We start from the raw sequence: 20,963 nt of genomic DNA, 5'->3' as shown, positions 1-20,963 counted from the left end.
CCCTCCGCCCCAGGTGGACGCGTGAGCGCTACCCCACGATGGAGATCTGCCCCGAGGCCATGGGCCGTTCGGGGACCTCTCCGATGTCGTAGGACGGCCTGTTGCGATCCGCCGCGTACGTGGTGACCGTCAGGCGGATCGGCGTGGAGTCGTTGGTGTAGGCGATGCGGTAGACGACGATGACGGGGATTCCCGGCCCGATCCGGAAGAACGTCTTCTCCTCTGGCGTGGGCATCCGGGCGACGATCTCGTCCCGGTACCCGGTCTGCTCGTACCCCAGCTCCGCGAGCACCCGGATCGTCCCCCGGGGAATCCCCTTCCTGCTCTCGAGCTCGGTGCCGCGCACACGGTCCATCGAGTAGTACGAGCTCTGCAGCGAGTACGGGATGTCGTCGATGAACCGCCTGGAGCCCCGCACGACGACCTGCGTGTCCTCGTCGATCTCCAGCCATCCGGCGACCTCCCGGCCGGGATACTCGATCCTCATCTCGAAGTCGCGAATGCTCGGTTTGCGGCCGGCCGCCCGGACCCCGGAGCTGTAGGAGTCCAGCGGCGAATCCGTCCCGTCCCCGCCCTCCTCCCGGGAAAGGATCACGAAGAACGGGATCGGCCCCTTCGGAACGAACATCCCGCGGCCCGGCTGGATTTGGATCAATCCCTCGTGGACGAGATTGGTCACGGCGATCCTGATCGTATTTCTGGATGCGCCGAAAAGGCGCTCCAGCTCGGGCTCGGTCGGCAGTCGATCACCGGGGGCCAGGTCCCCCGACCTGATCCTTTCGCGGAGTTTGTCGGCGATCTCCATATGCAGCGCGACACCCATTGGAAAGCCTTCCAGCCGATTCCAATTCCCATTGTCGCCGCCGGCGCCCGCGGTGACGCTGCCCGCCGAGGACATAGGTACCTCACCTACGGGTCGACCCGATCGACTTCGGGAGGCGGTGGGAGGGGTGGGGCGGGAGGGATGTGTGGGACGCCAGAGAAGGGGACAAACGGGACTTCTAACCTCATGTTTCACCAGAACGGCTTGCAATGGACCGGATGGCGACCGATCTCAGGCATCCGCGAGACAGACCCGCGGGGCGAGTGGTTAGCTCTTTGTTTCGCGTGTATGAGATCGGTAATGCACTGTGCGGGTTCCATCAAGTTCTCCTGATCATCCCGGTTGACCGCCGCCGGCCGGAGCATGAACCAGAAGGACCACTGCGCGAATGGCGCCTCGTCGAGGGGAACGGATGACCTTTGCCAACCAGGCCGACATCCAGAACGTGGCCATCGGCGAGCTGGGTGACGACAGCCTGCGCGTGAATGGCGGCCGGCTCGCCCTCTTCTCGTCCGCACCGCTCGACGAGCCGCGCCGCGGGCTGACCGAGGCCATAGTGGTCGTCCACGGTGCGCTGCGGAACGCCCTCGACTACTTCCGGTCGATCGAGCAGGCCGCACACCGGCTGGTCATCGCACCGCAGTTCCTCACCGAGGACGACGTACGCGAACGCGAGGAGCGGGCCGGCTACCTGCACTGGCGCACCGAGGACTGGAAGGGCGGCCTCGGCGACGTCAGTTCGTTCACGGTGATGGACGAACTGCTGCGCGCCCTGAACGCGTTCCCCGATCTCCGCAGGGTGACCGTCGTCGGCAACTCGGCGGGCGGCCAGTTCGTCAACCGCTACGCGGCCGTCGGGCACGGACCCGACGATCTCAGGGTTCCCGTGCGGTTCGTCGTCGCCAATCCGTCGACCTATCTGTATTTCGACAAGGATCGCCCGAAGGGGCATTCGTACATTCAGTGCGGCGACCTGGAAGATCAATGGCGGTACGGCTTCGGCGGCCCCCTCCCGCCTTATATAGACGTAGAAGAGCCGATCCGAGAATACTTCCGCCGATATACGGAGCGGGACGTCGTCTATCTCCTCGGCGAGGAGGACGCCGACCCCGGTGCGGTCCTCCTGGAAGTCCATCCCGCCGCCGAAGCCCAGGGGCGCACGCGCAGGGAACGCGGTGAGAACTACCACCGGTACCTGGCGTACAAGGCGGGAGAGGTGGTCCACGAACTGGTGCATGTGCCCGGGGTGGGGCATGACGCGACCGCCATGTTCTCCTCGCCGCAGGGCCGCCGGTGCCTGTTCGGCGACGGCCGCTGACCTCGTCAGACGATGGGGCGGTTCTTTTTGAGGCGGCGGCGGAAGTCGCGGAGGTAGAAGTTGAAGGGGAACTCGCGGGCCGCGCGGGGCAGGACGCCGTTGGTGCGGGCCAGGACGCGGGTGAGGCGGTCGAAGCGGCGCTGGTCGCGGGGCGTCCAGGAGTAGCCGAGTTCGTCGCGGAACCGCTGGGGCAGGAAGCCCAGGGTCAGGAAGCGGTTCGTCCCGGCGAACGGCACGCGTACCGGGGCGGGCATGAAGCGGAGTTCGGTCAGGTCGCGCAGGTAGCCCCGGGTGAGGTCGTCCATCTCGATCTTGCTGAGGCCGTCCTGCCAGTACTCCTCGAAGGCGGCCCGGTCCGCCGGCCACATCTCCTCCTTGACCTGGAGGGTGGTGCCGAGGCGGGCGCCGGCCCGGTAGAGTTCCGCGACCTCCTCGGGGGACGGTTCCCCGTAGAGGGTCCGGTGGATGATCTCGACGCCCTGGTAGAGGCACGCGGCGACCCAGAGCTGCAGTTCGGGGTCGAAGGCGTTGTACGGGACGGGTTCCCTGGAGTGGACCTGCCGGTGGGCGCGGTTGACCTCCTGACGCATCGCCTTGCGCTCGTCGTCGGTGCCGAGCAGCGCGACGGCGAGGTAGGTGAGGGTCGTGCGGGTCCGCTTGACCGGGTGCTTGTCGACGCGGCCGCTGTCGACCTTGCTGTTGGCGACGCCGTGTCCGACGGGGAGGCGGGCGAGCTGCATGACTACGTTCGCGGCGGCGGCCGCGAGTGCGAGGCCGCTCATGGACTCCTGGAGGACGTCCGCCGACGTCTCCTCTGCGGTCGCGGTCATACGGCCCCACTCCCTGATACATAGAGGCGATTTCCGTCTCACTGTGCCATCGTAAGTGAGTGCTTGCAAGGGCGCCCGGGAGTGGGCGCCCTCACAGCGTCAAACGTACGGGTCCTCCTTGGCCTGGACGCGGGTCGCGAACGTCTTCAGCGCCTCCAGGGCCTGGAGGAAGGGCATCGGGCCGTAGGAGACGCGGGCGACGCCCATGGCGGCCAGGTCCGCGATGGACGAGCCGGGGAAGTTGTTCGCGTTGACCGGCCCCGGCAGGCCCTTGACCAGGGACGGGACGGCGTCCATGGGCGCCATGATCGGGTAGACGCAGTCGGCGCCGGCCTCCAGGTACAGGCGGCCCCTGGCGATCGCGGCGTCGATCGGGTCCGGGGCCTGGTCGGTGAACGTGTCGACCCGGGCGTTGATCACCAGGGCGTCGCCGGCGGCGTCCCGGACGGCGGCGAGATACGCCGCCTGCGTCGCGGGCTCGGCGAGTTCGCCGGCGTAGGTGTCCTCCAGGTTGCAGCCGGCCGCGCCGATGGCGAGGAGGCGTTCGACCAGCTCGGCGGGCTGCAGTCCGTACCCGGCCTCGGCGTCCACGGTGACGGGGACGGTGGCGGCGCGGATGACGCGTCCGGCGGCGGCGAACATCTCCTCGGCCGGCGCGCCCTCGTGGTCGGGGTAGCCGAGCATCGCGGAGACGGCGGCGCTCGCGGTGGCGAGGGCCGGGAAGCCCGCCTCCTGGACGGTGGTGGCGCTCGCGGCGTCCCAGACGTTCGGCAGCAGCAGCGGGTCCCCGGGGCGGTGCAGTTCGCGGAGGCGCTTGGCGTTTTCGGTCATCTCTGCTTCCTTCCCTTTTCGACAGTGGACCAGCCGGGCTACCGGATTGTGACACCCGGCCCGGACGGTTGCGCGGCGCCGGGCGGGCTGGGTTAGCGTCGGAGGTGATCAACGCCCCGCGATGAGGGAGTGCGCATGCTGCCGTGGTCGGCCGAGTTCGCCGGACGCCTGGAAGAGCACGTCGTCAGCAGCGAGCTGCTGCGCGGCAACCCGCTGAAGGACCCGCACCAGCGTCCCGTGCTGGTGTACGTCCCGCCGGGGTACGACGACGACCCCGGGCGCCGCTACCCCAGCGTGTACGTGATCACCGGATTCACCGGGCATGTCGGGATCTGGCGTAACCGGATGCCCTACCGGCAGCCGTTCCCCGAGACGGCCGACGCGGTGTTCGCGTCCGGGGAGGCGCCGCCCGCGATCGTGGTGTTCGTGGACGCGTGGACGGCGCACGGCGGCAGCCAGTACGTCGACTCGCCCGGCACGGGCCGCTACCACTCCTACATCTGCGACGAGATCGTCCCGTGGGTGGACGGGCACTACCGGACGCTGGACGCGCCGGAGCACCGGGCGATCAGCGGCAAGTCCAGCGGCGGCTACGGCGCGATGATCACGCCGATGCTGCGCCCCGACCTGTTCGGCGCGCTCGCCACGCACGCGGGCGACGCCCTGTTCGAGTACTGCTACCTGACCGAGTTCCCCAAATGCGTCCGGCATCTGCGCAAATATGACGGCGACATCTGGCGGTGGTGGGACGACTTCAACGGGCGCACGTCGTTCACCAAGCCCGAGGACATGGAACTGCTCAACATCCTCGGCATGGCGCTGTGCTATTCCGCGCGCGACGACGGCGCTCCCGAGCTGCCGTTCGACCCGGTCGACGGCGTGATCCGGCAGGACGTCTGGGAGCGCTGGCTGGCCTGGGACCCGGTGCGGATGGTTCCGGGCCACGCCGAGGCGATGCGTTCGCAGCGGGCGATCTGGATCGACGGCGGGACGCGCGACGAGTGGTACCTGGACGTGGGCGCGCAGGCGTTCCACCGGGCCCTGCTGGACGCGGGCGTCGCCGAGGACGTGATCCACTTCGAGCTGTTCGACGCCGGGCACGGCGGCATCGACTACCGCTACCCGCTCGCCCTGTCCTGGCTCTGCCACAAGATCGCTCCCTGACCGCGGCGGCGGGCGGCGGGCGGCGGGGCGGCCCCGCCGAACGCTCACCGCGCGAGGAAGGTTCCCGGCCGGACGTGCCGGGCCGGCCCGGCCGGCCCGGCACGTCCGCGCTGCGTAAAGCCCCTTTTCCGAACTTTCATTAACAGCTCCCGGGGAATTGAAAATTCAGTATGAAATGGATTCATTGACACTTTTAACAACAAGGAGTGCACTTCGGGTCAGCTCATCCGGATGAGTCCCCCATCCCAACCCCCGCTGGACGGGCGGCGGCCCCGCGGAACGCTCCCACAAGGACGTCCACGTGCCCCGCCCTGCCCGGCACGTGGAAGGAGCACCCCCCGTGAGACACCAGACCGCGTTCGGGGCGGCGGCGTTGTCCGTCGGCCTCGCCGTGGCGATGTCCGTTCCCGCCACAGGTGCGACGATCCGCACCTCCCCAGCGGCCCCGGCGCAGCCGGATCCCCGCACCGTCGCCGCCGCCTCGGCCGACCGCCTGGTCTCGGCGAAGCCCGCGGAGTTCAAGAAGGCCCCCGAAGAGAAGATCGTGCGGCGCGGCGTCACGTCCGGCCTCAACGGCCTCCAGCACGTCTCCTACGACCGCACCTACGACGGCCTGCCCGTGTACGGCGGCGACTTCGTCGTCACCACCAACGCGAGCGGCGGTGTGCTGAGCACGTCCGTCGCCCAGACCCGGAAGCTCGACGTCTCGACGACGGCGGAGATCTCCGCGGCGCAGGCCGCGAAGACGTCCCGCGCCCGCGTGTCCAAGGTCGAGAGCGCGTCCAAGCCCGTCCTGAAGGTCATGGCCGAGGGTTCGGGACGCCTCGTCTACGAGACCGTCGTCAGCGGCGTCCAGAAGAAGGCGCCGACGAAGCTGCACGTGTTCGTCGACGCCGGGACCGGCAAGGTCGTCAAGACCTGGGACGAGGTCATGGACGCGGCCGACGACGTGAGCTACTACCACGGCACCGTCGACCTCAGCACCGCGGCGACGTCGATGAGCGACCCGCAGCGTCCCGGCGTCCGGTGCGGCGGCCAGAACGGCGCCACCTACACCGGCAGCGACAGCGCCTGGGGCAACGGCAGCGGCACCAGCCTGGAAACCGCCTGCGTCGACGCCATGCATGCACTCCAGAAGGAGTGGGACATGCTGGACCAGTGGCTCGGCCGCAACGGCGTCGACGGCAGCGGCGGCGGCTTCCCCATGCGCGTCGGTCTGAACCAGGCCAACGCGTACTGGAACGGCAGCTACACCAATTACGGCCGCAACTCGTCCGGTACCCGGCAGGCCACGGGCGCCGACGTCGTCGCGCACGAGAACGGCCACGCCGTGTTCAGCACCACGCCCGGCGGCGCCGGCGGCGGCAACGGCAACGAGAAGGGCGGCATGAACGAGTCGGCCGGCGACATCTTCGGCGCGCTGACCGAGCACTACATGAACGAGCCCGCCAACCTGGACCCGCCGGACTATCTGGTGGGCGAGGAGGTCGACCTGGTCGGCCAGGGCCCGATCCGCAACATGTACAACCCGGGCGCGCTCGGCGACCCGAACTGCTACTCGTCCGCGATCCCGGGCACCGAGGTGCACGCGGCCGCGGGCCCGCAGAACCACTGGTTCTACCTGCTCGCCGAGGGCTCGAACCCCAGCGACGGCCCGAGCAGCCCGACGTGCGACGGCTCGACCGTCAACGGCATCGGCGTCCAGAAGGCCGGCCAGATCTTCATGGGCGGACTGAACCGCAAGGTGTCGAACTGGAGCCACGCCAGGGCGCGCATCGAGACGGTCAACGCGGCGCTGCAGCTGTTCCCCGGGTCCGCTACCGAGTGCAACGCGGTGAAGGCGGCCTGGAGCGCGATCGACGTCCCGGCGCAGAGCGGCGAGGCGAGCTGCGGCACCCAGCAGAACGACTTCTCCATCTCGCTGAGCCCCGGCACCGGCCGGACCCCGGCGGGCGGGACGGCGACGGCGACGGTCAGCACGCAGACCACGGGCGGCAGCGCCCAGCAGGTCTCGCTGTCGGCGACGAGCAGCCCGTCCGGCCCGACCGCGACGTTCTCGCCGAGCACCGTGACGACGGGCCAGTCGTCCACGATGACGGTGAACGTCCCGGCCGGAACCGCTGACGGCGCCTACCGGCTGACCGTCCTCGCCCAGGGCGCCTCCGTCGAACGGACGGCCACGTTCACGCTGACCGTCGGAGACGGCCAGCAGGGCACGGTCTTCTCGGACGACTTCGAGTCCGGGCAGGGCTGGACGACCGACCCGGACGGCACCGACACCGCGTCCGCGGGGGCCTGGGAGCGCGGGACCCCGCAGCCGACCAGCTGGTCGGGGACGAACCTGCAGATCGCCGCGGCCGGCGGCAGCGCCGACCTCGTCACCGGCGCGGCGGCCGGGACCGGCGCGGGCAGCTACGACCTCGACGGCGGCGTCACGAGCGTCCGGTCGCCGGCGATCAGCCTGCCCAGCGGCACCCTGTCGCTGAGCTTCTCCTGGTACCTCGCCCACCTGAACAACAGCTCGACGGACGACTACCTGCGGGTCCGCGTGGTCGGGACCAGCGGGTCGAGCACCGTGCTGAGCGAGGGCGGCGCCGCGGCCGACAGCGGCGCGGCGTGGCAGACGGCGACCTACGACCTGTCCGCCTACGCCGGCCAGACCGTTTGCATCGTGGTCGACGCGGCCGACGCCGGCGCCGCCAGCCTCGTCGAGGCCGGCATCGACAACATCCTGATCACCAGTTCCTGACCGCCCCCCGCCCGCGGCCCGTGACGGGGCCCGCTCCCCCGTCACGGGCCGCGCTCCCCATGGAGGAACACATGAGATCGCGCAAGATCGCGAGCTTGGGCACGGCGGCCCTGCTGGTGGCCGCCCTCCTGCCCGGCGCCACCGCCTCGGCGGCGCCCACCGCGGCGGCACCGACCACCACGGTCGCCGCACCCGACATCCCGCTCGCCAACGTCAAAGCCCACCTGTCGCAGTTCCAGAACATCGCCGACAACAACGGCGGGAACCGCGCCCACGGCCGTCCCGGCTACCGCGCGTCCCTCGACTACGTGAAGGGCAGGCTGGACGCGGCCGGATACCAGACCAGCATCCAGTCGTTCAGCTACGGCGGCGCCACCGGCTACAACCTGCTCGCCGACTGGCCCGGCGGCGACACGAACAACACCCTGATGGTCGGCGGGCACCTCGACGGCGTCACCGCGGGCCCCGGCATCAACGACAACGGCTCCGGCTCCGCCGCGATCCTGGAGACGGCGCTCGCCGTCGCCCGCGAGAACCACCAGTCCGACCGGCACCTGCGGTTCGCCTGGTGGGGCGCCGAGGAACTCGGCCTCATCGGGTCGACGCACTACGTCAACAACCTGTCGTCAGGCGAGCGGTCGGCCATCGGGGGCTACCTCAACTTCGACATGGTCGGCTCCCCCAACCCGGGCTACTTCGCCTACGACGGCGACGGCTCCAGCGGAAGCGGCGGCCCCGCCGGCTCCGCCGAGATCGAGCAGGTGCTGCGGAGCCACTTCGCCACGATCAACGTGCCCGTCCAGGACACCGCGTTCGACGGGCGCTCCGACTACGGCCCGTTCATCCGGGTCGGCATCCCCGCCGGCGGCCTGTTCACCGGCGCCGAAGGACGCAAGACGTCCGCGCAGGCGCAGATGTGGGGCGGCCAGGCCGGCGTCGCGTTCGACCGGTGCTACCACGCGTACTGCGACACCACGTCCAACATCGACGACACCGCGCTGGACCGCAACTCCGACGCCATCGCCCACGCCGTCTGGACGCTGGGCGGCGACGGCGGGACGCAGGAGCCGCCCGGGGACACCGTCTTCTCCGACGACCTCGAATCCGGCACCGGCTGGACGGCCGACCCGGACGGCACCGACTCGGCCACCGCGGGCACGTGGGAACGCGGCACCCCGCAGCCGACGAGCTGGTCGGGCACCAGCCTCCAGCTGTCCGCGTCCGGCGGCAGCGGCGCGCTGACGACGGGCGCGGCGGCCGGGTCCGGCGCCGGGTCCTACGACCTGGACGGCGGCACCAGCAGCATCCGGTCGGCGGCGATCCCGCTGCCGGACGGGACGCGGACCCTGTCGTTCGCCTGGTACCTCGCCCACCTGAACAACAGTTCCTCGTCCGACTTCCTGCGGGTGTCGGTCGTGGGGCCGAACGGGTCGACGACCGTCCTGAACCAGGCGGGCACGGCGACGAACCGGGCGGGCAACTGGCAGACGCAGACCGCCGACGTCTCCGCCTACGCCGGGCAGACCGTCCGCATCCTCGTGGAGGCCGCCGACGCGGGCACCGGAAGCCTCGTGGAGGCCGGCCTGGACGACATCACGATCACCAAGTAGCGATGCGTCCGTGCTGCTCAGGGCCCGGTTTCAGAGTTTTCCAGGGCCCTGTTCAGCGGGATTGAAAATCCAGTGGCGGCTTGATCCGTTGACCCGGCCGGTCGTCACGGTGCATTTTTGGACAGCCCACCCCACCCCCCAGGGCTGACCGCAGGCGGCCGCACGGAACGGATCTCGGCCCGGCCCGTGCACACCGCCGCAACACCGGGGACCCCGCCCCCCGCCCGGCCCCCCGGCGCTCGCAGCGCCGGGGGGCCGTGAAACGTCCGAGGCCGGGGCACAATGGGGGGATGTGCCGCAGTATCAAAACGCTCCGTCCGCCGTACTCCGCCGACGTGACCGACGAGGACGTCCGGGCGGCAGCGCTCCAGTACGTCCGCAAGATCTCGGGGTTCCGCGCCCCCGCGTCCCACAACGCGGAGGCGTTCGACCGGGCCGTCGAGGAGATCGCCCAGAGCACCGCCGCCCTCCTGGACGCCCTGGAAGTCCGGGGCAGCCGCGCGAGCTAGGCGGCCGGCGTTACTCGGCGGCGACCAGTTCGGCGATCTGGACGGTGTTGAGGGCCGCGCCCTTGCGGAGGTTGTCGCCCGCGCAGAAGAGGGCGAGGCCGTTGTCGACGGTCTCGTCGCGGCGGATGCGGCCCACGTACGTCGGGTCCTGGCCGGCGGCCTGAAGCGGCGTCGGGACGTCCGACAGGACGACGCCGGGCGCGCCCGCCAGCAGCTCACTGGCCCGTTCCGGGCTGATGGGGCGGTCGAACCGGGCGTTGACCTGCAGGGAGTGCCCGGTGAAGACGGGGACGCGGACGCAGGTGCCCGACACCTTCAGCTCCGGGATCTCCAGGATCTTGCGGCTCTCGTTGCGGAGCTTCTGCTCCTCGTCGGTCTCCGCGAGGCCGTCCTCGACGATCGACCCGGCCATCGGCAGGACGTTGAACGCGATCGGCCGCACGTACACGCTCGGCTCCGGGAACTCCACGGCGGAGCCGGAGCCGGTGAGCCTGTCGGCGTTCTGGACGACCTTGGACGCCTGGTCGTGCAGCTCCGCGACGCCCGCGAGCCCGCTGCCGGACACGGCCTGGTAGGTCGACACGACGAGCGCGGACAGCCCGGCCTCGTCGTGCAGGGGCCGCAGCACCGGCATCGCGGCCATCGTGGTGCAGTTCGGGTTGGCGATGATCCCCTTGGGGCGGTTCGCCACGGCGTGCGGGTTGACCTCGGCGACGACGAGCGGGACGTCCGGGTCCAGCCGCCAGCCCGAGGAGTTGTCGATCACGACGGCGCCGGCGGCGGCGACCTTCGGCGCGAGGGCCTTGGACGTGGTCTTGCCCGCGGAGAACAGCACGACGTCCAGGCCGGAGTAGTCGGCGGCCGCCGCGTCCTCGACGGTGATCTCCGTGCCGTTCCACGGCAGCTTGCGTCCCGCCGACCGGGCCGAGGCGAACAGCCGCAGCTCGTCGACGGGGAATCCGCGTTCGGCCAGGATTTCGAGCATCTTGGCCCCGACCTGTCCGGTGGCCCCGACGATGCCGACTCTCATGCCGCTCCCTCTGGTAGATCCGACCTGGGCTGGTGAGTCTTCCCAGGTCCGTGGCAGGACGTCCAGTCAATAACCCTACGCGGACGGTTCAAGCGTCCCTTAACGGAACGCGTCCAGGCCGGTGACGGCCTTCCCGAGTGTCAGCAGGTGCACTTCCTGCGTCCCCTCGTAGGTGAGGACGCTCTCCAGGTTGTTCATGTGCCTGATCACCGGGTATTCGAGCGTGATCCCGTTGGCGCCGAGGACGGTGCGGGCCTGCCGGGCGACGTCCAGCGCGGCGCGGACGTTCGCGAGCTTGCCGAACGAGACCTGCTGCGGCGTGACGTTCCCCTCGTCCTTGCGGCGCCCGATGTGCAGGGCGACGAGGCCGGCCTGCCCGAGCGCGACCTCCATCCAGGCGAGTTTCTCCTGCGTGAGCTGGAACGCCCCGATGGGCTTGCCGAACTGCTCGCGGGTCTTGGCGTACTCGACGGCCGCCTCGTAGCAGGACCGCCCGGCGCCGATCGCGCCCCACAGGATGCCGTAGCGCGCCTCGGACAGGCAGCCGAGCGGCCCCTTCAGCCCCCGCACGCCGGGGAGGATCGCGTCCGCGGGGACCCTCACGTCGTCCAGGACCAGCTCGGACGTGATCGACGCGCGCAGCGACATCTTCTGGTGGATGTCGCCGGACGTGAACCCGGGCGTGCCCTTCGGGACGAGGAAGCCGCGGATGCCCTCGTCGGTCTGCGCCCACACGACCGCGATGTCGGCGACCGACCCGTTGGTGATCCACATCTTGGCGCCGTTCAGGATCCAGTCGGAGCCGTCCCGGCGGGCGCGGGTGAGCATCGTGCCGGGGTCGGAGCCGCGGTCGGGCTCGGTCAGGCCGAAGCAGCCGAGCGCCTCCCCGGCCGCCATCTTCGGCAGCCACTCGCCCTTCTGCTCCTGCGACCCGTACTTGTGGATCGCCGTCATCGCCAGCGACCCCTGGACGGAGACGAAGCTGCGCAGCCCCGAGTCGGCGGCCTCCAGCTCGCGGCACGCCACCCCGTACGCGACGGCGCTCATCCCGGCGCAGCCGTGGCCCTTCAGGTGCATGCCGAGCAGCCCGAGCTTGCCCAGCTCGGGGGCCAGCTCACGGACGGGGAACGTGCCGTCCTCGAACCAGCCCGCCACCCCCGGCGCGACCCGCTCCGCCACGAAGGCGCGCACGGTGTCGCGGACCATCCGTTCCTCGTCGGTGAGCTGGTCGTCGACGCGCAGCACGTCCATGTCGGCCTCCTCCTGCGGGGCTGTTCCGCCCATGAGGGTACGTCGGGGACGGCACCGGGACCGGGCAGGGGTTCACTCAGGGGCCGATCAGGGCGAATCCGGATGTAAGAGTCGCGCGCAGCTGGGCATGATCGAGGCATGGACATGGAGAAGAACACCACAGAGCACACCGCGGGGCAGACCACCATGGGGACTCCTGAAAGCACCGAGAAGAAGCTGCGACGTACCCGCGACGGCAAGATGCTCGGCGGCGTCTGCTCGGGCGCCGCGCAGTACCTCGGCGTCGACGCCAACATCATCCGGCTCGGACTCGCCGTCTTCACGATCTTCGGCGGCGCCGGCATCGCGCTGTACGCGATCGCGTGGGTGATCATCCCCGAGGAGGACGCGCCGAAGTCGATCGCCGAGGACTGGTTCAAGAAGGCGAGCGACTCCCCGACCGTCCAGGACGCCGTCCAGAAGTCCAAGGACGCGATCAACAAGAACAAGAACCGCACGAACGCCTGAGACGGCGCTCAGAGCCGGGCGCCCCGGATCGCGAGCCGGGCGCCTAGGAGGCGGACGCCGAGCGGCTGATGCCGCCGGGCAGGTCGTCGCCGCCCGCAGAGGACGCGGCGACGACGGGTTCGACGCGTTCGACGCGCTCGCGGACGCCGCCGATGACGCCGCCGCGGACCTGGTTCCACACGAGCGTGAGCATCGCCGCTGCCGACAGCCCGAGCAGACCCGCGAGCGCCACCACCGTCTCCGGCCCGAGCACCTGCGCCGCGGCGCCGCCGATGAGGATGCCGGCGCCCTGCCCGGCGAGGATGCCGGACTGGGCGAGGCCGAACGCCTGCCCTCGTCCCGCCGCCGGAACCGCGGTCACGAACGCGGCGTTGGCGGCGAGCTGGTAGGCGCTGCCGACGCCCGACAGCGCCCACAGCGCGACGACCCCCCACAACGGAGGGTGCAGGCCCGCCCCGATCAGCGGCACGCACGCGAGCATCGACATCGACCCCATCGTCCGCAGCCGGTTCGTGGGACGGACGAACCGGCTGAACAGGAACGCGCCGACGACCATCCCCGTCGGCATCGCCGACAGCAGCAGGCCCACCGTGACCGCGCCGCCGCCGAACGTCGCCGCGTACGGGGCGGCGAGCCCCTCGGGGATCACGTAGAACGTGCACAGCCACGCGAACAGCACCAGCGACCTCAGCACCGGATCGCCGAACACGAGCCGCGCCCCGTCCCGCGTGCCGCGCCACAGGCCGAGCGAGTCGCCCTCGCGCCCCTTCGGCGCCGGCCTCCGCCGCAGCCCGCCGATCAGGATGACGGCCGAGGCGCCGAACGTCAGCGCGTCCAGGGCGAGCGCCTCATGCGTCCCGACGACGGCGACGACCGCGCCGCCCGCCAGGAACCCGAGCATCTGCGTGCCCTGGTGGGTGATGTTGTTGATCGCCGTCCCCGCCACGAACCGGTCGCCCTCCAGGACGTCCGGGAGGGTGGCCGCGCGGGCGGCGGAGAACGGCGTGCCGAACAGGACCGTGAGGAACACCAGGCCCGACAGCGCGGCGACGGGCATCGGCACCAGCGCCATGAACGTCACCAGCCCCGCCCGCACCACATCGCAGACGATCATGACGGTGCGGCGGGGGAACAGGTCGGCGAGCCCGGACAGCACCGGCCCGCCCACGATCGGCGGGATGTAGGTCAGCGCGTACACCAGCGCCGTCAGCAGCGCCGACCTGGTGTGGTCGTACACGAGGACGGCCAGGGCGACCTGCGCCAGCTGGTCGCCGATGAACGACAGCGCCTGCGCCAGCCAGAGGGCACGGAACTCACCCACCGCGAACACCTCGCGGTAGGTCGCCTGCTGTTCCGGGGGACGACGGTGCCGCCCGGTCTGCCTTCCCGCCACGCACGCTCCAGTTCAGCCCGCCCGGTGTTGGGCGGCCCTCCCATTAACTCACGCTGCGTGGCAGTTATGTGACCTACAGTGCGCAAATCATCGGCTCAGTATCCGAGCTCGTGTAGCCTCCGGTCATCGATCCCGAAATGGTGAGCGATCTCATGCACCACGGTGATCCGGACCTCTTCCACCACGTCGTCCGGGGTGTCGCAAATTTCGAGAATCTCATTGCGGTAGATCGAAATGTGATCGGGCAGGACGGCGCCGTACCAGTCGCCGCGCTCAGTGAGGGGTACTCCTTGGTACAGCCCGAGAAGTCCGCGTTCAGGCGCATCGTCCTCGACCACGATGACGACGTTGCGCATGCGGGCGGTCAGCTCGGGTGGAATCGTGTCGAGAGCCTCGCCCACCAGGTCCTCGAACGCATCACGCGACAACTCGATCACACTGCTCATTCTGCTCGACAGAAGGGGGACATGTGCCCAAGGTCCGCGCCGCACTGGCCGGCACCCTCGCGATCCTGCGTCTCAGCGTCTCCCGCGCCCTGAAGATCCCCCGCGTCCTCCTCGACCGCTCCGCCCCCGCCAGAGCCCGTACCGCCGCGGCCGCCGCCCGCGTCCGGGCCTTCTGCTCCCCCGTCACCCGCCGCGTCCGCCCGGTCATCACCAGCCGCGCGTCCCGGCTCCTCCTCGTCATGGTCGTCGGCCTGGGCGCCGGCTACGCCGGCCTCCTCCTCGGCGGACGCACCGTGACCCCCGTCGGGCCCACCGACGTCCAGCTCAGCCTCCGCCCGTCCCTGCACGGCGGGACGAACCTGGAACTGCCGCCGCTCGGCTCCCTCCAGCTCGACACCCACTGGGGCCCGGTGTCGCTGGAGGCGAGCCTTAAGGACGTCCGTCCCGAGCAGGCCCAGAAGCTGATCGAGAACGACACCGAGATCGACCGCCTCACCGACCGCATCGCCGACCAGATCCGCGACGGCGTCGTCGACCTCCTCGTCCGCGCCGCCCTGATCGCCCTCGCCGCCGGCTTCATCGCGGCCCTCGCCCTCTTCCGCTCCTGGCGCCAGGCCGTCCTCGGCATGGCGTCCGCCGCCCTCGGCATCGCCGCCGTCACCCTCCTGACCTGGGCGACGTTCAACCCCCAGTCCATCGCCGAACCCCGCTACACGGGCCTGCTCGCCAACGCCCCCCAGATCGTCGGCGACGCCCGCAGCATCGTCGAGCGCTTCTCCGAATACCGCGCCCAGCTCGCCCGCCTCGTCGGCAACGTCTCCGAGCTGTACGCGACCACCTCGACCCTTCCGACCTACGAGCCGGACCCGTCCACCATCCGCGTCCTGCACGTCTCCGACATCCACCTCAACCCCGCCGCCTGGAACGTCATCAAGTCCGTCTCCACCCAGTTCAAGGTCGACATCATCGTCGACACCGGCGACCTCATGGACCACGGCAGCGCCGCCGAGGACAAGTTCGCCGGCGAGATCTCCGACCTGAAGGTCCCCTACGTCTACGTCCGCGGCAACCACGACTCGGTGGGCACCCAGAAGGCCGTCGACCGCGAGAAGAACGCCGTCGTCCTGGACGACGAGATCCGGGAGGTCGAGGGCCTGCGCATCTACGGCGTCGGCGACCCCCGCTTCACCCCCGACAAGAGCACCCGCGACGACTTCACCGGCGCCGACGCGATTCGCGCCGAGGGCCTCCGCCTCGCGAACAAGCTCCGCGAGGCCGGGACCACCCCCGACCTCGTCGTCACCCACGACCCCACCGAGGGCGAGGCGTTCACCGGCCTGACCCCCCTCATCCTCGGCGGCCACGCCCACGCCCGCTCCACCAGGCTCATGCCCACCGGCACCCGCCTGTTCGTCCAGGGCTCCACCGGCGGCGCCGGCCTCCGCGGCCTCGAACACGAGGAGCCGACCCCCATCGAGCTGTCCGTCCTGTACTTCAGCCGCGCCACCCACCGCCTCCAGGGCTGGGACGACCTGCGCCTCGGCGGCCTCGGCCTGACCTCCGCCCACATCGAGCGCCACCTGGAGCCCAGCCCCGACCGCCCCATCAGCCCGCAGCCGCCCGCCTCGTCCCCGCCCCCGTCCCCCGCATCCCCGTTCCCGTCGGAGTTCCCGTCCGACTGGCCGTCCCGCAGCCCGACCCCGCTCAACACCGCCTCCCCCACCCGAACCCCCGATCCCGAGTAACCGTTTGCGCGCGGCCCCGTCCCGTCCTCTACACTTGGCCAGGTCGCGTGGCAGCCAACCTCGCCACTTCCAGGCCCCCTTCGTCTAGCGGCCTAGGACGCCGCCCTTTCAAGGCGGTAGCGCCGGTTCGAATCCGGTAGGGGGTACATCACAGACGGGTAGGTCGGGCCCTTGTCCGGCCGGCCCGGGTCGGCGACACGGGCGATCATGCCGGTCCTCTCAGCCGAGGTGGAACGCGAGCAGTGCCTTGCCGTGTGCGGCGGCGAGGGTGGGGCCGTTGGCGCTGAGTTCCCATTGCCTGTTCGAGACAGTGGTTGTTATGGGGTAATTCCAGACGATTTGTCCTGTCTTGGCGTCCCAGGCGTAGAGTCCCGAGCCCGTGGTGCCTGCCACGCCGAGGCAGATCAGCCCGCCGGCGACGACCAGTGGGGCGGTGTCGGGCGCGGGGGTGTTGGCGGACCAGAGACGCCTGCCGGTGCGGGGATCGAGGGCGACGAGTTGTGGGCTGTCCAGGACGTAGGCGTATCCCCCGTCGACTAGGAAGTTTCCCGCCCGGCCGCCGGGTGAGGTCGGCGTGTAGGTCCATCGCTGCCGGCCGGTGGCCGCGTCCAGGGCGTAGATGGTCGGCCCGTTCATGTAGACCAGTCCATTGGCCACGGTCACGTTGAGCAAGAGCGCGTTCTTGCCGTCAGGGTCCCTTGCGGCGTTGGGGAGGTCTGCGCTCCAGACCTTCCGGCCGGTGTCGACCGACAGCGCGTCGAGAGTGGTGTGAGAAGGACTGCTGAAGACCAGGTCACCGTCACCCGGCACCATGAGCATCGTCTCGCGCGGACTGGACCACCGGACCGCGCCCGTCGTGATGTCGAGCGCGATGTGTCGGCTCTCGCCTTTCTCCTTGGCCGCCCCGCCAAGGAGGGTGCGGCCCTGGATGCCGTAGAGAACGGTGTACGACGCCTGCGGCCACTGGCGGATCCAGAGCCGGCGGCCGGTGGCGGGATCCAGGCCGATGATCGTTTGATCCCCGCTGAGGGCCAGCAGTTCGTTGGCCGAAACCATGAGTTCGGGGTACTGGTATTTCTCCGGTGCGTTGTAGGTCCACTTGACCGTCTGGGACTCGTCCATGGCGACGACCGCGCCTTCGGAGTTGGCCGTCGTATAGATGAGCGTCGGCCCGGCGGCCATGTCGCCGGTTTGGGACCAGATCTGCCGTCCGGTGGCCAGCGAGTAGCCGCGGAAATCGTCCTCGAAGACCTTGCGGGCGACCGAGATGACCGATCGAGAGCGAACCACGAGAGTGATGTCGTCCTCGTCTTGGATTGAGGTCCGCCACAGCAGCTTTGGCGGGGCGAGCCGGTGTCCCTTTGCGTCCTGGGTCGCGGCCAGTGCCGCGGCGGTTCCGCCGCCGATGGCGGCGAGTCCGGCGATGGCGGCCCCGCCGACCAGCAGCCGTCGCCGGGTGCGGGCGCCGGCGACCGTTCGCAGATCCAGGACGAGGGTGTCCTCCCGCTGCCGCAACTCCTCGCCCATGTCGCCGGGGAGCCAGCCGGGCGTGACCGGCTGGGCGGCCAGCAGCGTCGGCAGCAACTTCGCGGGCGGACGCCGGTCGGGATCCCGGCTGAGGCAGGCGCTCACCAGCTGCGCCAGGGAAGCCGGGACGCCGCGCAGGTCGGGTTCTTCGTGCAGGGTCCGGTGGATGATCGTGGGGACCGCGTCCTTGCCGAACGGCGGGCGGCCGGTGGCGGCGAAGGCCAGCACGGCGCCGTAGGCGAACACGTCGGCGGCCGGTGTGAGCCGCGTTCCGTGGATCTGCTCGGGGGACATGTAGCCGGGAGAGCCGATGAACTGGCCCTCCGCGGTGAGCGTGGCGGTGTCGGCGGCCTTGCTGATGCCGAAGTCGATGACCTTGGGGCCGTCCTTGGCGAGCAGGATGTTGGCCGGTTTGAGGTCGCGGTGCAGCAGGCCCGCCTCGTGGATCGCGATCAGGGCCTCGCCCAGTCCGGCGCCGAGGGTGCGCAGCAGCGGCTCGGGCATGGGTCCGTACCGCTCGATCGTCTCCTTCAGGCTGAGGCCGTTGACGTACGCGATCGCCAGCCACGGGACGGTGCCGTCGGGTTCGGCCTCGACGACCGGGCTGGTGAACGCGCCGCTGACCTTCTGGGCGGCCTCGACCTCGCCCCGGAACCTGGCGCGGAAATCAAGGTCTCCGGCGAGTTCGGGACGCAGGACCTTGATGGCCACCGCTCGTCCCGCCGGGGACGCGCCCAGATAGACCACCCCCATGCCGCCCTCGCCCAGGCGCCGCAGCAGACGGTACCGCCCGATGCGTTCGGGGTCGCCGGGCTCCAGCGCCGCCGCCGTCATCGCCCCACCTGGAAGCGGTAGAGCCGCTTGTGGTCGGTCGCGAAGACCGACGAACCGGACGCCGCGACTTCCCAACCGCTCTGCGTCTCCGCTGGCCCCCGGTGCGCCCACAGTGCTCGGCCATCGGTCCCGGCGACGAGAATGCCCTGGGACGGGCCTGTCGGGTCGTTGAAGGCGGCCGCGACGAAGCCGCCGGTCGCCGCGATCTGCCCCCGGTCGTCGGCGAACGGTTCTGGACCGGCCAGCGTCCACCGGGCTGCGCCGGTCGCCTGGTCGTAGGCCTGGAGAACCTTGTCCTTGAAGATCACGTTGGCGCCTGCGGGAATGACGGTGCCGAACTGCTCGTCGGTGTCTCGCGACCACACGGGCCTCCCGGTGGCGGTGTCGACCGCCTGGAGGGTGTCGCCGAAGTTGCCGAACACCCGCCCGCCGGCAACCGAGATGTCCAGGCTTGCCTTGTCCCGGTCGCCGCCGCTCTCGGACCAGGTGCGGACCCAGCGCTCGCGGCCCGTGACGGGGTCGAGGGCGGCGAGGGAAGGCTCGGTACTGAGGTAGAGGCTGGACTGGTCGACCGCTCCGGAGGTCAACCCTCGGCCGGGGAGGTGCCACCGGATCTCGCCGCTGGTCAGATCCAGTGCCCAGTAGTCCCTACTCGAACGCACGATGACCGTGTCGCCGACCACACCGAGGACGGACGTGGGGTTGACGTCGCGCGGCGTGGGAAGGTTCGTGGTCCTGCCGGTCGGAGCGTCGACCAACGTGATCGTCTGGTCCTCGAAGTCGCCGACCACGCCGCCGAGGACGACGAACGTCGATCCGCGGGCGAGGTTGCCCGAATACTCGGCGTTGGCCTTGTCCTTCGCCCACAGTTGCCGCCCGGAGCCGGCATCCACCCCGTACATCTCCTGTTCGCCGCCCCACAGCACGACACCGTCCGCCACCAGCACCATCGACGTCCCGGTGACAGGCTGAGGCGGGGTGAACGTCCACGCGGGCGGGGGCGCCGCGGCGAGGGCGGTGGCGCGGGGAGCGGGCCTGGCGGGCTTGGATCTCCCGCGGGTCATCACCCAGCCCGTCGTCCCCACGCCGATGCCGGCGACGGCGACCGCTCCGGCCAGTCCCAGGATCCGGCGTCGCCCGACCCTGCCCGCCTCCGTGTCATCGACCCGCAGCGGCGGCGGGGGCGAGGTGACCGGCTGCGACGCCACCCTGGTCGCCTCGGCCTCCCTGGCCGCCACCTCCTGACGCAGCGCGGGTGAGTTCAGTGCCCGGGGATCGGCGGGGGTCAGTGCGGCGAGCACCGACTCCAGAGCGGGACGTCCGGCCGGCTCCTTTGCCAGGCAGGCGGCCAGCAGTTCACGCAGTGACGCGGGCACGCCGTCGAGGCACGGCTCTTCGTACATGACCTCATAGAGCACTCTGGCCGGGTCCCGCTCGCCGAACGGCTTGGCCCCCGAGGCCGCGTAGACCAGCACACCCGCCAGCGAGAACACGTCCGCCGCGGGCCCGGCGTCCCTGCTTCCGGCGATCTGCTCGGGAGCCATGTAGGCCAGCGTGCCGATCATGGCGCCGGTGCGGGTGATCCGCGTGGCGTCGGTGACCTTGGCGATCCCGAAGTCGATGATCTTGGGGCCGTCCTCGGCCAGCAGGATGTTGCCGGGCTTCAGATCGCGGTGCACCAGGCCGACCCCGTGGATCGCCCGCAGCGCTTCCGCCAGTCCCGCGCCCAGCGCCCGGACGGCGGACTCGGGCAACGTTCCGACGCTCGCGAGGGCCTCGCGCAGCGTGGGCGCAGGGACGTAGCCGGCGGCGAACCAGGGCTGTGGCGCATCGGCGTCGGAGTCCAGCACCGGGGCCGTGTAAAGCCCACTCACCTTGCTCGCGGCAGCGACCTCGCGACGAAACCGCTCCCGGAAGGCCCCGTCGTCGGCGAACTCCCGCCGGATGAGCTTCAGCGCAGCCAGCCGGGCACCCGGCGACCGGGCGAGAAAGACGATCCCCATCCCGCCCGCGCCGAGCCGGGCGAGAATTCGGTACGGCCCGACCCACTCAGGGTCCCCCGGTTGCAGCGACCGCACGCCCACCCCCCACTTCAAATGATCATATGTACCTATACGTTCACGAGGACGCACACAACCCGCCGCAACTCGACTCCCCCACCTCACCCAGTCCCCCGGCCCTGGTGGACCCGGGAGACGCCCAAGCCAACGACGCTGCGCCCGCCGCTACGCCGTCCCCTCAGACCGACCCGGCGGCCCCCAGTCAGGGCGGGCGCCGGGGGCGGGTCGAGCCGGTTAGCGGGCATCACCTTGCAAGCCTCACGGCGCGGCTGAACTCTCTTCACCGAGCCGCGACCAGGCACCGAGCGGTAGTGCAAGGGCTGGGCCATTCGCCTG

General features: G+C 70.7%; 16 protein-coding genes and 1 tRNA gene. 8 read left to right on the top strand and 9 right to left on the bottom strand.

The window, feature by feature from the left end:
- Positions 1 to 28: 28 nt before the first annotated feature.
- A complete protein-coding gene (locus tag AB0C35_RS23720) occupies positions 29 to 823 on the bottom strand; it encodes a GntR family transcriptional regulator (protein WP_358459368.1) in 795 nt (264 codons plus the stop codon).
- A gap of 412 nt (positions 824 to 1,235) precedes the next feature.
- On the opposite strand from AB0C35_RS23720, the gene AB0C35_RS23715 reads away from it, so the two are divergent.
- Complete coding sequence (locus tag AB0C35_RS23715) at positions 1,236 to 2,141, top strand: hypothetical protein (RefSeq protein ID WP_358459365.1); 906 nt, start codon at positions 1,236 to 1,238, stop codon at positions 2,139 to 2,141.
- A gap of 5 nt (positions 2,142 to 2,146) precedes the next feature.
- Here AB0C35_RS23715 and AB0C35_RS23710 read toward each other — a convergent pair whose 3' ends face one another.
- Both AB0C35_RS23710 and AB0C35_RS23705 read right to left on the bottom strand, forming a co-directional pair.
- Positions 2,147 to 2,971 carry an oxygenase MpaB family protein gene (locus tag AB0C35_RS23710; RefSeq protein WP_358459362.1) on the bottom strand — a complete coding sequence of 275 codons (825 nt, stop codon included), beginning with the start codon at positions 2,969 to 2,971 and terminating at the stop codon, positions 2,147 to 2,149.
- Positions 2,972 to 3,070: 99 nt separating this feature from the next.
- Positions 3,071 to 3,802 (bottom strand): isocitrate lyase/phosphoenolpyruvate mutase family protein, encoded by a 732-nt coding sequence (locus AB0C35_RS23705; protein WP_358459359.1) that lies wholly within the window; start codon positions 3,800 to 3,802, stop codon positions 3,071 to 3,073.
- A gap of 135 nt (positions 3,803 to 3,937) precedes the next feature.
- On the opposite strand from AB0C35_RS23705, the gene AB0C35_RS23700 reads away from it, so the two are divergent.
- The 4 genes from AB0C35_RS23700 (at position 3,938) to AB0C35_RS23685 (ending at position 9,834) form a co-directional block, all read left to right on the top strand.
- A complete protein-coding gene (locus AB0C35_RS23700) occupies positions 3,938 to 4,966 on the top strand; it encodes an alpha/beta hydrolase-fold protein (protein WP_358459356.1) in 1,029 nt (342 codons plus the stop codon).
- Positions 4,967 to 5,306: 340 nt separating this feature from the next.
- A complete protein-coding gene (locus tag AB0C35_RS23695) occupies positions 5,307 to 7,715 on the top strand; it encodes a M4 family metallopeptidase (RefSeq protein WP_358459353.1) in 2,409 nt (802 codons plus the stop codon).
- A gap of 71 nt (positions 7,716 to 7,786) precedes the next feature.
- A complete protein-coding gene (locus tag AB0C35_RS23690) occupies positions 7,787 to 9,325 on the top strand; it encodes a M28 family peptidase (RefSeq protein WP_358459350.1) in 1,539 nt (512 codons plus the stop codon).
- A 290-nt stretch (positions 9,326 to 9,615) separates the two neighbouring features.
- Positions 9,616 to 9,834, top strand: coding sequence for a DUF2277 domain-containing protein (locus AB0C35_RS23685; RefSeq protein WP_358459347.1), 219 nt, complete (start codon positions 9,616 to 9,618; stop codon positions 9,832 to 9,834).
- Between the two features lie 10 nt (positions 9,835 to 9,844).
- Here the strand turns inward: AB0C35_RS23685 and AB0C35_RS23680 are convergent, their stop codons facing one another.
- Together AB0C35_RS23680 and AB0C35_RS23675 are read right to left on the bottom strand one after the other, a co-directional pair.
- Positions 9,845 to 10,864: an aspartate-semialdehyde dehydrogenase gene (locus AB0C35_RS23680; protein WP_358459344.1), complete on the bottom strand. Its 1,020-nt coding sequence runs from the start codon at positions 10,862 to 10,864 to the stop codon at positions 9,845 to 9,847.
- A gap of 99 nt (positions 10,865 to 10,963) precedes the next feature.
- Positions 10,964 to 12,115, bottom strand: a complete 1,152-nt coding sequence (locus tag AB0C35_RS23675; protein WP_358459341.1) for an acyl-CoA dehydrogenase family protein — start codon at positions 12,113 to 12,115, stop codon at positions 10,964 to 10,966.
- Positions 12,116 to 12,253: 138 nt separating this feature from the next.
- Between AB0C35_RS23675 and AB0C35_RS23670 the strand changes: the two genes are divergently transcribed.
- Complete coding sequence (locus tag AB0C35_RS23670) at positions 12,254 to 12,622, top strand: PspC domain-containing protein (protein ID WP_358459338.1); 369 nt, start codon at positions 12,254 to 12,256, stop codon at positions 12,620 to 12,622.
- 43 nt (positions 12,623 to 12,665) lie between these two features.
- Here AB0C35_RS23670 and AB0C35_RS23665 read toward each other — a convergent pair whose 3' ends face one another.
- Positions 12,666 to 14,015 carry an MFS transporter gene (locus tag AB0C35_RS23665; RefSeq protein WP_358459335.1) on the bottom strand — a complete coding sequence of 450 codons (1,350 nt, stop codon included), beginning with the start codon at positions 14,013 to 14,015 and terminating at the stop codon, positions 12,666 to 12,668.
- 95 nt (positions 14,016 to 14,110) lie between these two features.
- Complete coding sequence (locus AB0C35_RS23660) at positions 14,111 to 14,452, bottom strand: metallopeptidase family protein (RefSeq protein ID WP_358459332.1); 342 nt, start codon at positions 14,450 to 14,452, stop codon at positions 14,111 to 14,113.
- 32 nt (positions 14,453 to 14,484) lie between these two features.
- On the opposite strand from AB0C35_RS23660, the gene AB0C35_RS23655 reads away from it, so the two are divergent.
- Complete coding sequence (locus AB0C35_RS23655; protein WP_358459329.1) at positions 14,485 to 16,206, top strand: metallophosphoesterase; 1,722 nt, start codon at positions 14,485 to 14,487, stop codon at positions 16,204 to 16,206.
- A 73-nt stretch (positions 16,207 to 16,279) separates the two neighbouring features.
- Positions 16,280 to 16,352, top strand: a tRNA-Glu gene (locus AB0C35_RS23650).
- A gap of 73 nt (positions 16,353 to 16,425) precedes the next feature.
- On the opposite strand, the gene AB0C35_RS23645 is transcribed toward AB0C35_RS23650, so the two are convergent.
- Positions 16,426 to 18,567, bottom strand: coding sequence for a PQQ-binding-like beta-propeller repeat protein (locus tag AB0C35_RS23645; RefSeq protein WP_358459326.1), 2,142 nt, complete (start codon positions 18,565 to 18,567; stop codon positions 16,426 to 16,428).
- Positions 18,564 to 20,645 carry a PQQ-binding-like beta-propeller repeat protein gene (locus AB0C35_RS23640; RefSeq protein WP_358459323.1) on the bottom strand — a complete coding sequence of 694 codons (2,082 nt, stop codon included), beginning with the start codon at positions 20,643 to 20,645 and terminating at the stop codon, positions 18,564 to 18,566. Before AB0C35_RS23640 ends, AB0C35_RS23645 begins: the two co-directional genes overlap by 4 nt.
- Between the last annotated feature and the right edge of the window lie 318 nt (positions 20,646 to 20,963).

The sequence above is a fragment of the Spirillospora sp. NPDC048819 genome (assembly GCF_040650055.1).
GTDB lineage: Bacteria > Actinomycetota > Actinomycetes > Streptosporangiales > Streptosporangiaceae > Spirillospora.
Note: the sequence above shows the minus strand (reverse complement) of the source record. Positions and strands in the feature narration are given on the sequence as shown.